General features: G+C 39.1%; 11 protein-coding genes. 1 reads left to right on the top strand and 10 read right to left on the bottom strand.

All coding sequences use genetic code 11. The features are described 5' to 3' along the window. Positions 1-372 carry a hypothetical protein gene (locus tag AC3ISB_RS11150; protein WP_098371774.1) on the bottom strand — a complete coding sequence of 124 codons (372 nt, stop codon included), beginning with the start codon at positions 370-372 and terminating at the stop codon, positions 1-3. A 264-nt stretch (positions 373-636) separates the two neighbouring features. Between AC3ISB_RS11150 and AC3ISB_RS11145 the strand changes: the two genes are divergently transcribed. Further along, positions 637-1,146, top strand: a complete 510-nt coding sequence (locus AC3ISB_RS11145; protein WP_489276905.1) for a divergent PAP2 family protein — start codon at positions 637-639, stop codon at positions 1,144-1,146. A 679-nt stretch (positions 1,147-1,825) separates the two neighbouring features. Here the strand turns inward: AC3ISB_RS11145 and AC3ISB_RS11140 are convergent. From AC3ISB_RS11140 to AC3ISB_RS11100, 9 genes are all read right to left on the bottom strand, one after another. Next, positions 1,826-2,929 (bottom strand): chitobiase/beta-hexosaminidase C-terminal domain-containing protein, encoded by a 1,104-nt coding sequence (locus AC3ISB_RS11140; protein ID WP_480338897.1) that lies wholly within the window; start codon positions 2,927-2,929, stop codon positions 1,826-1,828. Between the two features lie 15 nt (positions 2,930-2,944). Then, complete coding sequence (locus tag AC3ISB_RS11135; protein WP_144479865.1) at positions 2,945-3,268, bottom strand: AtuA-related protein; 324 nt, start codon at positions 3,266-3,268, stop codon at positions 2,945-2,947. After that, positions 3,249-4,589 (bottom strand): acyclic terpene utilization AtuA family protein, encoded by a 1,341-nt coding sequence (locus AC3ISB_RS11130; RefSeq protein ID WP_480338896.1) that lies wholly within the window; start codon positions 4,587-4,589, stop codon positions 3,249-3,251. Before AC3ISB_RS11130 ends, AC3ISB_RS11135 begins: the two co-directional genes overlap by 20 nt. A gap of 7 nt (positions 4,590-4,596) precedes the next feature. Continuing rightward, the gene (locus AC3ISB_RS11125) at positions 4,597-5,901 is read right to left on the bottom strand and encodes a CitMHS family transporter (RefSeq protein ID WP_144479863.1); all 1,305 of its coding nucleotides are present in this window, start codon (positions 5,899-5,901) and stop codon (positions 4,597-4,599) included. 428 nt (positions 5,902-6,329) lie between these two features. Continuing rightward, positions 6,330-7,757, bottom strand: coding sequence for a sigma-54 interaction domain-containing protein (locus AC3ISB_RS11120; RefSeq protein ID WP_480338895.1), 1,428 nt, complete (start codon positions 7,755-7,757; stop codon positions 6,330-6,332). Between the two features lie 429 nt (positions 7,758-8,186). Then, positions 8,187-8,894: a GntR family transcriptional regulator gene (locus tag AC3ISB_RS11115; RefSeq protein ID WP_098371773.1), complete on the bottom strand. Its 708-nt coding sequence runs from the start codon at positions 8,892-8,894 to the stop codon at positions 8,187-8,189. Between the two features lie 268 nt (positions 8,895-9,162). Then, a complete protein-coding gene (locus AC3ISB_RS11110) occupies positions 9,163-10,215 on the bottom strand; it encodes a YeiH family protein (RefSeq protein ID WP_480338894.1) in 1,053 nt (350 codons plus the stop codon). A gap of 45 nt (positions 10,216-10,260) precedes the next feature. Beyond that, complete coding sequence (locus AC3ISB_RS11105; protein WP_480338893.1) at positions 10,261-11,010, bottom strand: PIG-L family deacetylase; 750 nt, start codon at positions 11,008-11,010, stop codon at positions 10,261-10,263. A gap of 147 nt (positions 11,011-11,157) precedes the next feature. Beyond that, positions 11,158-12,510, bottom strand: a complete 1,353-nt coding sequence (locus AC3ISB_RS11100; RefSeq protein WP_480339079.1) for an aminotransferase — start codon at positions 12,508-12,510, stop codon at positions 11,158-11,160. Positions 12,511-12,637: the final 127 nt, after the last annotated feature.

Genomic DNA, 12,637 nt, shown 5'->3' with positions numbered 1-12,637 from the left:
TTATCGTTTGTATTCAGCATTATAAGAATTTGAACCTGCGTGTACTGACAGTAAAGTATCAGCGTATCCTACTAGACGATTTATAAGTTCATCACAAATTGAGTAAACAAGCTGAAAATTTTCTTCCTCAAATAGAACAGGGTCATCCAGAATTACTGTCGTGTTAATGAACATATCTTTATTTCCATATAGATTGTAGTGCACTATAGCCTTTCCAGCAGCTCCTTCAGTAACTGGATCATTAAAGCCTGGAATGAAAACAAACCATTCTTCAGCCGTGGCGGACCTGAAGTTTTTTGTAAAAGACATTCGCTCGGTTACCTTCATGATCTTTTTTAACTCTTCCGGATTTATATCCTTGATCTTGTTCATTCCATTGCCACCCTTAACACCATGTTATAATCTTCCGTTATATATTTTCCTTAAGGTACCCATCCTATAAATATTATTGTGAAATAATCGAACACGGACACTGAAAAAAGAGCCATTATATACATGAAACTTAACAAAAGTAGACTTTTAATAAATGCCGATAATCATGGAACTTCCGCATATAAAAATTATTTTTTGGGTATCAAAAGAAAGAAGATAAATTCCCGGATTGGGTTGGACTGGTCTGGAGTGGAGGAGTTGCTCATGGAAAAGATGAATCGGGGAATTTTAACGGCGCTGTCGGCGATCGGCATTGCACAGGGACTGAAAATTTTAACGCATAATAAGCTGACGGGAAAGTGGGACTTGAAGCAGGCTTTAACAACAGGCGGCATGCCTAGTTCGCACTCTGCAGGTGTGGCCGCACTGGCATCCTATGTGGCAGCTAATAAGGGCTGGCTGCATACGGAAACATCGCTTGCGACAGTGTTTGGCGTGATTGTGATGTATGATGCTCAGGGGATTCGGCGCCATACAGGCGAAATTGCTAAGCTTGTAAATGATCTTGAAGATAATATGGCGAAATTTTCTGGAGAGTTTCCGAGCTTCGAGTATGTGGAGCGTGAGAAAGAACTGAATGAACTGCTAGGACATCAGCCTGTGGAAGTGGGAGCAGGTGCGCTGCTTGGAGTGGCACTTGGGCTTATTTCAGCTAAATTGGAGGATGGCAAGCCCACCAAAACCAAACGGCTGAAAACAGTGGACAAGCCTTGATATTCTAGATCTTGAAATAAGATAAGCAAAGAAGCAAGGTAAGGAAGATTCTAAAAAAGATCGTCCAAGATTTATTTAACCCAACATGTATATAAATATTTTTAACATGAAAATATCTAAAAAAACATCTCAGTAAGGTGTTTTTTCTTATACATCCGGAAAAAATCACAATCACGAATATTTTTTTAATCATAAGAATAAAAAATATGTCTATGTTATTACCATAGACAAGACTAATAATTTATTCTGCTTAACAAATAGGAGTGTCAACTAAGCTCTCATAGGTGTACTATTGATATTTATTAAAGTGACACTGTTTCTTCAACTAAGATTAAATTTTATTGAAGAAACAGTATTAAAGGATCACCACATTGAAGATCCTTTTTTCATTAACTATAAAATCGATTTCTTAAGTTAGCTTGAAAGTTTTTTCGCGAAACGACCTACGTTTCGCGATTCTGGAGAAAAGTGAAATGCATTCTACTATTTTTTGCAGAAACCTAGACATCAATTTTTTCCTCATATATTCATTTTTTATGAATTCGATAAATCAATTAAAAAACGCGACATATCTTGTCCTTCTTGCGGCCGTGAAAACAGAAAAACCTCTATGTGTTAGAGGTTTTTTCGTTAACTTTAATCACTTGTAAATAGTTAATAAATCATTTTTACACAAAATTTAATTCGAAGACTTTACCTGCTGGAATACCCACTCTATCATTTTTTCATTTTCATAGGCGGGTATCCATGATGCATGGTCATAATTCATTTCTGATTTATATTCCGTGTATATTGGTTCTCCTCCATCACTTTCAATAGCATCTATAATATTTCTTGAATATGAAACAGGGATGACTGAATCGTCTTCTGCATGAAATGCCCAAATTGGTACGTGATTGATTAGATGTGCCTTAGCCGGATTAGCCCCTCCCGCTATTGGGACCATCGCTGCAAATGTATCAGGATGTTCCATATTCATATTGAATGTACCAAAACCGCCCTGAGACAATCCTGTGGAATAAAGTCGGTTTGGATCGATATTATATTCTCCTCTTACGTGTTGCAAAACTTCGTATGCCATTTTAAGGTCCTCAGACACTTCGAATACTCTGCTTAAATTAACAATGTTATAAACATCTCTGGTAATCGTGAATCCACCATCAGGAACATTACGCGATTGAGGAGCTAAAATAAAAGATGGATGCTTAGCTTGATTTTCAGGTGCCGCCCAGATAACGGCACCGTCGTTAGCCATCAATTGCTTCTCATTATCATTTCCACGTTCCCCACCCCCGTGTAAGAACAAAACGAGCGGATAAGATGTAGTTGGATCATAATTTTCAGGTACGTATAGGCGGTACGGCATCGATTTATAGGTGAATTCTAAAAACTTTTCAGCGATCGAGCCCCTGGTCTCGAATGTGTAAGTAAACTCAGCGACATCGCTTTGATGTTTCTTATTCTTTATAGTTGACCCTTTACTTTTTACTTTTCCTCTTATCGCGATAGCTTTAATTATCGAATCGTTATTAACGCGAATCGCCTCTATAAATAAAGTGCTTTTATCTGTAGGAATACTTCCATCTGTCGTGTAATAAATCTTTGCTCCAGGCGACGTTGAATTCAAGACTACTTTTTGTTCCCCATAATAGTTACCGGATGCAGAAGAAGCCGTTGGTTCAGCCAGTTTACTGTTTATATGATTGCTTTTTGCAAAAACAGGCACAGTAAATAATGTTAAAATAAGCAGCAACATCAACATACTATTTATAAATTTTGTCATTTTTTTATCCTCCTTCTATAATGCTTCCTGTACCTCTATTTCCATCTCCAATAAGGCGTAACTCAAACTTTTCCCATGCGTATCCATACCGAGTGATATTGTAACTCCGCCAAGCAAAGCTTGATGGCAAACGAACTGAAGAGCAGCGATATTTGGAACCTCGTATCGAAAAATTTCACCATCAACAATGTCCTTAAAATGGTGTTTTACTCTCTCTATTGTTACTTCTTTGCATAAAAGGGAATAGTCTTTTTCCTGATATGGAATAAGCGAAAGCATCAAAATATTCCCTTTATCACCAGCGCGACTGTGGGCAAGCTCATATAGTTTTTTCTTCATGCAGTACACTCTCCTTTATTACAACACTCACTTCAATTTCTTCACGAGGAAGCAGTGAAGAAACAATTCCTAAAACTTCGTGTGTATACTTTCTTGCTCCTCCTCCACCGGCTGGCCCGTTTGTGTAAAGAGATTCAACCTCTTCACCAATTTTAGCGGCTTCGCTTAGACTTTGTGCTTTAGCTGCTACCCTTAGTCGGACTTCGTATGGTTCATTCCATTGTCCAAAGGTATTCCGGTGTGTGGATGAAACACCGATATAATCAATCCGCAACTCATCAAAACTCTTCTCAAGTCTCTTTCTCATAACGTCTCCAGCTAGTTGGGCTCGTCCCCATGCATTTGAACCTGCATATGAAATTTCTCCTTCTCCAATAAACCCTGCATGGTAACCGACGCTTACTTTTAACGTTTCCGGGCGTTTTTTTCCTTTCCCTCCTGTTACTTCAATTCGATCCTTCCCTGCCTCGCTAAGCTTTACTGACATAAAGTCGGCAATTACATCAGGTGTAATGTATTCGTTCGGATTTGTGACTTCATATAAAAGCTGTTCTTTCGCCGTCATTAGATTGATAACTCCACCTGTATTTGAAATTTTTGTAATCAAGGCAGAACCGTCTGCTCGTACCTCCGCATACGGAAATCCTAAGTTCTCCAGGTGTGGAACATCCTTTTTTCCCGGATCTGCGTAATAACCTCCAGCAATTTGACCACCGCATTCCAAAAGGTGGCCAATAATGGTTCCCTGTGCAATCAAATCTGTATCGTCAACCGACCACCCGAAGTGGTGAACCATTGGCGCTAAAAATAAGGATGGATCCGCCACTCTCCCGGTCAGAATAATGTCTGCTTCTTTTTCTAACGCAGGTAAAATAGCTTCCACACCGAGATAGGCATTTGCCGATAAAATTGGGCCGGATGAATGTAGAGGCTTATTTGTTTCCATAGACTGTGCATCTGTATCTAGGAATGAAGATACATCATCCCCTGTAACAGCCGCTACTTTGATAGAAAGACCTAGTCGTTGGGCAATTTCAATTACTTTTTCAGCGCCACTGACCGGGTTGGCTGCTCCCATATTTGTAATTAACCGCACACCATTTTGAATGAGTGTTGGAAGTAAAAGCTCCATCCGCTTTTCAAGCAGCGGATCATAGCCTAATGAAGAATTCTCTTTTTTTCGCTTGTGCGCCAGCGCGATTGTCCGTTCAGCCAAACATTCCAACACTAGATAATCCAAATTCCCTTTTTCTGCAAGAAGTAGTGCGGGTTCCAACCGATCACCTGAAAATCCTGCACCTGAACCGATTCTAATCAACATAATCACCTCAAATAATAGTAATAGCTCCTGTTAGCAGGGCTACGATAGTCATGATAATTGTTGTTCCAAATGCCCATTTAAAAATAAAACGCTGATGATCCCCTAAATCAACGCCTGTCATTCCTATAAGAATAAACGTAGACGCTGTTAATGGACTTAATGGGAAGCCGGTTGTCATTTGCCCCAGTATAGCTGCCCGGCCAACTTCAATGGGATCAATTCCAAAAGTAGAAGCGGTTTGACTTATGATAGGTAAAACTCCAAAATAGTAAGCATCCGGTGTAAAAACTAAACTAAGAGGCATGCTTGTTATAGCTGTCAAAATAGGTAAGTAGCCCGCCATCGCTTCAGGAATAACCGAAACCATTGAAAGCGCCATAGCATCAATCATTTTTGTTCCGGTCAAAATACCGGTAAAAATCCCCGCCGCAAAAATCATGGTCGAAACCATAACAACGTTGTTTGCGTGACTTGTGATACGCTCCAGCTGTTGTTTTTGGTTTGGGTAATTCACCAATAAAGCAATTGTAAAAGCAATAATAAACAAGGTAGGAAGTGGCAGCCATACTTTGATTAAAGCGAAGAGAAGAATCAGTGTCAAAATAAGATTGAACCAAAAAAGTTGGGGACGTTTAAATTCTAACGTCGTTACCGCTAATTCTTGAAAAGCTATGTTGTCCTTTTCCTCCATATCTATAATCCCTAATCTTTTCCTTTCTCTTTTTCCAAGCAGATAGGATGAAAACAACACCCATAGGATACCTGCAACCATAGCAGGTAGAATAGGATTAAATAGTTGAGCAGAAGTGACATTCAAAGTTGCCATCGCCCTTGCTGTTGGACCGCCCCATGGTGCAAGATTCATGACACCGGCGCCCAGAGCCACTACACCTGCTAAAATCAGAGGGTTCATCTTCAATCTCTTATAAAGAGGTAGTAAGGCCGAAACAGTAATCATAAATGTAGAAGCACCATCCCCATCTAACGATACAAGCATCGTAATAACAGCCGTGCCCACCACCACTTTTAAGGGATCTCCTTTCACGATAAGAAGCATCTTAGTTACGATTGGATCAAACAAACCCGTGTCCATCATCAGTCCAAAATATAAAACAGCAAAAGCCACCATAATTCCGGTTGGAGCAACCTTTTCGATACCCGCTAACATCATTTCTCCTATCCCCAAGCCAAATCCGCCAATCAAAGCAAAAACGATCGGCACCAACACCAGAGCAATTAAGACCGATAAACGTTTTGTCATAATAAGGTAAAGGAAAACTCCTATTGTCAAGAAACCTAAAATAGCTAACATATAATCCCCCCAATGAGTCGTGAATTGAATGTTTACTGACATACTTCAGCTGAAAAACCCCCCCCCCCACGAGGCATATTTACTAAGATTCCATTGCCATTTCTATAAGAATTTTGCTGTGTACTATTCTTATTGCAAGAACCATGCCTAAACAAAGAAAAATATTTTAAATTATTATTGAAGTTTGATTTTCTTAGGTGTTTGTTCACTCTAATGTTGATTAATCAGTTATTTAAGTACTCACTATGAAAATTAAAAAACAAAAAAAGAAAGCACTTTATTGATAGCGCTTTCTTTTATAGTGGATACAATTTCTAATTTTTTAGAAAATATAACTAAGATTCTCAAATAAATTATTTTTATCCCCTGATTCTATGGCCTTGGTGGATTTCTAATTTTTTAGAAATCCATTGATATATTCTAATTTTTTAGAAATCACTTTGAATAATACGGTATTTTTTCATTTTATTATATAAGGTGGCCAAAGATACCCCTAGAGAATTTGCTGTTTTTTTTCTTCCTTCCATATCATTTCCGAACTTCCCCAAAATTTCTTGAATGAATTTTGATTCTGCTTCTTCCGTTATGTCTTTTAGTGTATGACCGTTTGGTTTTAATGTAGAATCTAAGCGATTCAATTCAAGCTTCATCATTACATCTGGTAAGTGGTGGAACTTTATTTCCATTCCTTCCGCCATACAAGTTGCATAGTCGATAACATTTCTCAATTCTCGAACATTGCCAGGCCAATCATATGACCGCATAAATTCTAAAGTTTGTTCGTCAATCGTGTACATAGAACCATCCCTAGCTGATGGAGTTAATGACGAACGAAGCAATGAATGAACCAGTTCAGAGATATCCTCTCTTCGTTCTCGTAGAGGTGCTATCTTTAAGCTTATAACATTAAGTCTATAAAACAAATCTCCGCGAAAATGATTTTTATTTACAAGCTGTTGTAAATCACGGTGTGTAGCGGCAATAATCCTGACATCAATATTTCGCTCTTCTGTTTCTCCTACTCTTCTGATCTTACTTTCTTGTAACACCCTGAGTAACTTAGCTTGGAGATCATATGACATATCACCAATTTCATCCAAAAAGAGCGTACCCTGGTCTGCCATTTCAAATAAACCGATTTTACCGCCTTTTTTTGCATTGGTAAAGGCCCCATCTCCATAACCGAATAACTCACTTTCTAATAAAGAAGATGGAATAGACGCACAATTAACTGGAATAAAAGGCTTATTACCACGATGGCTTTTATGATGAATAGCCTGTGCGAATAATTCTTTCCCTGTCCCACTCTCGCCGATAATTAAAACTGGAAAGTTGGAATCGGATACCCGTTTTGCCACATACACAACGTCCTTCAACCCGCCATCTTTTCCAATAATGTCATCAAAAGTGTATTTTACTTTATAAAGCGCATTCATCTGCTTTTTAAGCTGCCGGACTTTCTCGTTTTGTTTTTGAAGTTCAAGTGACAATTTATGAACTTCAGTTAAGCTTTTGCAAACGGACACAGCGCCAACAACCTGTTCATTGAGAATAATTGGAGCCATATCGACCACATATTCCCGATCTTTTGTCTTTCGGTAGACCCCAACACGACACTGACAATCTTTTAGTGTTTTTGTAAGTTGCGCTCCGGGCCGATACTTTACCAGTGGCTTCCCTATGATATCAGGTGTAACACCAGTAATACGTGTATATTCAGGATTAATCATTTTTACATACCCATTATGATCAATCACTAGAACACCGTCATTGATTGACTCTATAATTGCTTTCCACCAGCCTATGCTATTTTCACTAATTGAAGCAGTGTTTATATTATTTGATTGCTCTTTCAAGGAATTAACTCCTTTCACCCTTATATACTATTGTAAATCTAAAATTCTACCTCTTCATTTAGTTCATATTTCAGTATTTATCGCCTGGATCATTTTTAATTTTATCTCTAAACTTCTCATTCGTGAACATTTCCTTTGTGGTTGTTATGTGTTTACCCACTTCTTCAAATAAAGTCCTATCAATGTGTAAGTTGAATACTATATTACTTAGATATTGTCTCTTCTAAGTTAAAAATCATTTTTCTACCTTAAAACTACGTTGAACCCGGTGGGAAATCATATTGTAACTAATAGGGTTTTAATAGAATGTCTTGATTGGGGTTTTTAAACGATTCAAAACCGACTAAATTGATCTCAATGATTTTAGAGCCGAAAATGACCTAAGCCTCTCTGCTTCTTAGAAGGGCTTAGGTCATTTTATGTGCATTATCAATTCTTCCGAGACATTTTCATTGCAAATGAGTACATATCCGATCGGAATAACCCTTTATAATATTCTACTAAGTTACCATCAGAATCAAAAATCATTCGTTCTGTAATCAGCAAGCACAGCGTTTCGGCTATACCTAAATGTTCTGCATCTTCTTTTGTTGGAAAGCCACAGGTTATGATTTGTTCTGCTTCACAAAAGTCAATGTTTAGATCACCTTCGAGTGCATCATACAATACGGTTGTACTTAAATCGAATTTCGTCAATTTTTTTCCTAGGTCCAAAGAATAATAATGCAATTCTATGGCTATTGGGACATCCCCCTGCAACCGCAGCCTTTTAATATGGTAAGATTCGTCATCAAACCCATTTGCATCAGCTATATTTTCAGGTGTCATTACACGGCCATGATCTAGTAGTTCAATCCCCATGCTTTTAGTGGTTTCCGTAAAACTTATCATCTTAAGCCATTCTTGTACAGGTTTAAGGGAAACGAACGTTCCCTTCCCATGCCTTTTTTCCAATATTCCCTCACGAACCAGAATGGATACGGCTTCCCGTACAGTGCTCCTGCTGACAGAATACATATCCATGAGTTCCCTTTCACTCGGGATTTTATCTTTATAATAACCTTCCAAAATCTGATTTTCCAATATGGTTTTCAATTGAGCATGTAAAGGGATTGGATTTTTAAAGTCTAACTCCATAAAATTTCCTCCAAACAGAAAAAGACATCGTAATGTTCGTATCAGTTCTTATATTGTAAACCAAATAGTTATAATATTCAAACACGCCAGCGGTCTATTCTTTCCTTAAATTAGGATTTTCCCGATTTCCCACTCCTTCTTTTCCAATAAAACGTATCTTCAGATGAAAAAAAACCTGAATAGATATATGTATTCAGGGCTTATCCTATATGCAACCTTCATCACGTTTCAGGCATATTTAATGGGCAAAAATAGAAAAGTTTATCTATTAAACGATAAAGTACGAGATTATCGAAAGCAGCAAAGAGGTAATGGTCATGGCTAAAAGAGGACGCATTGCTTTTGTCCGCAGTGCCTGCAGGCTAACATTCAGTCCAAGACCGATCATGGCCATTGTCAATATAAATGTAGTCGTTTTAGAAATACCATCCATTACGAGAGGAGACACCGTGATATACGTTCCAAACACATAACTTCCTATTAAACTCATGATTATAAAACCAACGAGGAACCATGGAAAATCAATTTTGGCATCTTGGCCCATTTTCCCGGATGTGCGTTTTTTCATCCAATACATAAAAATGAAACATAATGGGATAAGTAAAAAGACACGGCCCAATTTTGCAAGAAGCGCAATCGCTAGCGCATCTTCACCAGCCGGTGCTCCCGCCAAGGCAACATGGGCGATTTCATGAAGACTGATCCCGGACCAAATTCCATAATCCATAGCAGATAGCGGAAGGATCGGACGTAAAAGTGTATAAACAATGGAGAAAAGTGTTCCCATTAACGCGATTATCCCGACGCCTATGGCTGTATCTTCTTCCTTCGCTTTCACGATTGGAGATATTGCCGCGATGGCTGCTGCACCGCATATCCCGGTTCCTACAGCAAGAAGTAGGGAAATGGAGGCATCTGCCTTAAACCACTTTGCAATCAAGACCATCACAACTATAGCAAAAGTCACTGTTCCTATGTCACGTACCAACAATGGCAGACCCTGATTGAAAATCACATCGATATTTAATTTCAACCCGTATAAAATAATGGCAAAACGCAAAAGTTTTTTTGCGGAAAATTCTATTCCCGTCCGGAACTTTTCAGGATATCCCGCAATTTGACGATAAATCACGGCAATGATGATTGAGCAAGCAAGTGGACCGATTCGATTGAATCCTGCAATCTTGGACAGCCCCAAGCCTAAGAGAGCAATAAAAAAGGTGAAAGCGATACCGCTCAGCCATAAAACCACCCTGTTTTGAAGCAATTTTTGCTGCACTTGTGGTGTTTCTTCCAGTGGCTCATATTTTTCTAATTCCATATATCCCTTCCCCCTTTCCAGATAAACTAAAGCCCAAATTACGTATCATCCCAACCTTTCAATCGTTTGAAAAAAATCGGTTTCTTCTATATTAGTAGGTGAATTCCCTTTGATAAAACACTCGGATTTCTTTAAAAAAGGCAAGCTTGGATTTTGATTCCCCCACAATTCAGGAACTGTTAGGGTCTGGGAACGATGGGACCTTAAGGCACGAATCTTTTTCTGAAGAGTCCCTTTTATATTCACTCTTGTGATACTGCTCAGCCCGTTTTCCTTTATCCATTCATCATAAAAAGCATGCCAAAGGACAAAGTACAGACTATGAACCTTAAAAGCTGGAAATATTGGATCTGGATAAAAATCGGGATCACCGGATTTTAGAAAAGCAAATTCGGCAGCACGGCCAATCGCACAATGGTCTGGATGCCCCCCATATTTCTCGTGGAATGTTACTAGTGCATCCGGTTGTACTTCACGAATCACCTTTACGATTCTCTCCGCCAATAAATCCAAGCTTTCAAATTCAATCGTTTTATCCCTTACGTTTAAAAATCGCAGGTCGTTTATCCCCAATTCTTCACAAGCTCTTTTTAACTCCTCTACCCTTAGTTCAGGCAATGCCTCCCTTGTTGTAAGAATGGGATTTCCCATGCGCCTGCCCATTTCGCCTTTTGTCGCACAAAGTAATGTAATATGAACACCTCGCTCAGACATCTTGGCAATGGTTCCGCCACACAGGAATGACTCATCATCGGGATGTGCAAGAACTACCAATAACCTATGTTTTGATTGCATATTTCCTCCTACTTCGGATTCTCCACTTTTCCCACTGCTAGACCCTCCATGAAAAAATGGACATGGATGCCATAACGGTTAGACAAATCATGCCCATCTTCATTTTTCGTCTATATATAGCCCCTAAAGCTCAATCATCTATTTTGGTTAGCATAATTCATATAATACGGATTTAACCGTTTCTATGACAAAGCGTAGATCTTCAACGGTCGAGGATAAAGGCGGTGCAATGATCAATACATTTCCATATCCAGGAACTGTATCTCCATTACGACCGATGATAAGACCCTTTTCCTTGCAAGCACCGATTATTTTACCCATGAACTCATCGGAAACAGGCGTTTTTGTCTTTTTGTCTTCCACTAATTCAATGCCATATAAAAACCCTACTCCCCGAACTTCCCCTACTTTATCCAGGGCTGTCAATTCAAAGAGCTCACTTAGTGTCGATTCACTAAGTTCAGATACACGTTGAACGATTTTTTCATCTTCCAAAATTTCAATGTTCTTTAACGCAACTGCGCAAGATGCAGGGTGGCCTCCATATGTTGACACATGCCTGAAATGATTTAGATTTCCGTTCTCTTTGAATTTCTCATAAATCCTGGAATTCACTGCCGTTGCTCCAAGGGGAAGATAACCGCTGGTCAAACCCTTTGCCATTGTAACAATATCCGGTTGAACCCCTTCGGAGTGCATGAACCCAAACATTTTTCCGGTTCTTCCGAAACCTGAAACCACTTCATCCACAATTAATAGAACATCATGTTTTTTACAGATTTCCGAAACCCTCGTTAAGTATTCTTTCGAAGGAATAAGGACCCCGCCACCAGAGATGAATGGTTCAAGAATAACACCAGCTACCGTTTCAGCCCCTTCAAAGTTAATGACCTGATCGATATATTCAGCTGCAAGCAAATCGGAGTTTTCAACGTTTTCCCCAAACGGACTCCGATAACTGTACGGTGGTGGCACATGCAGGAAACCTGGAACCGCAGGATCATATTTCACTCTCCGATTTGCCTGTGCGGTTGCGCTTAGCGCGCCAAAAGTATTGCCATGATAAGCTCTGTACCTAGAGATGAATTTGTATTTACCCTGATTGCCATTTTGGGAATGATATTGCCTGGCTATTTTAAAAGCTGTCTCATTCGCCTCAGAGCCGCTGTTCGTAAAAAACGTTGTATAGGATCCCTTTAAATGTTCACTTATTTTTGCAGATAATTCGATTGCCGGCTTATGGCTTAACGTTAAAGGGAAATAAGATAAGTTAATCATTTGTTCATAGGCTGCCTGTGCAATCTCTTTTCGCCCGTGACCCAGGTTCAAGCACCATAAACCGGAAACCCCATCTAGATATTTATCACCTTTAGTATCTGTGAACCATGAGCCGGATCCTTCTGTAGCCATCATGGGAGCATCCTTCTCATTATAGCGATGCATCGCATGCCATAAATGGTCTTTATCCATTTGAACAAGGTCTTTCATTTCAGTTTCCATCTTCACAATTGAAACCCCCTTATTATTCATTGAACGCAATTAAGTTAAGTTCCCATGCTGTTACAGACCTTTATAGAGCATTGGTGATGGTGCGATGACCAAAATAGATCATCAAATCATCGCACCT

Source organism: Peribacillus sp. GL_122 (genome assembly GCF_057835005.1).
Note: the sequence above shows the minus strand (reverse complement) of the source record. Positions and strands in the feature narration are given on the sequence as shown.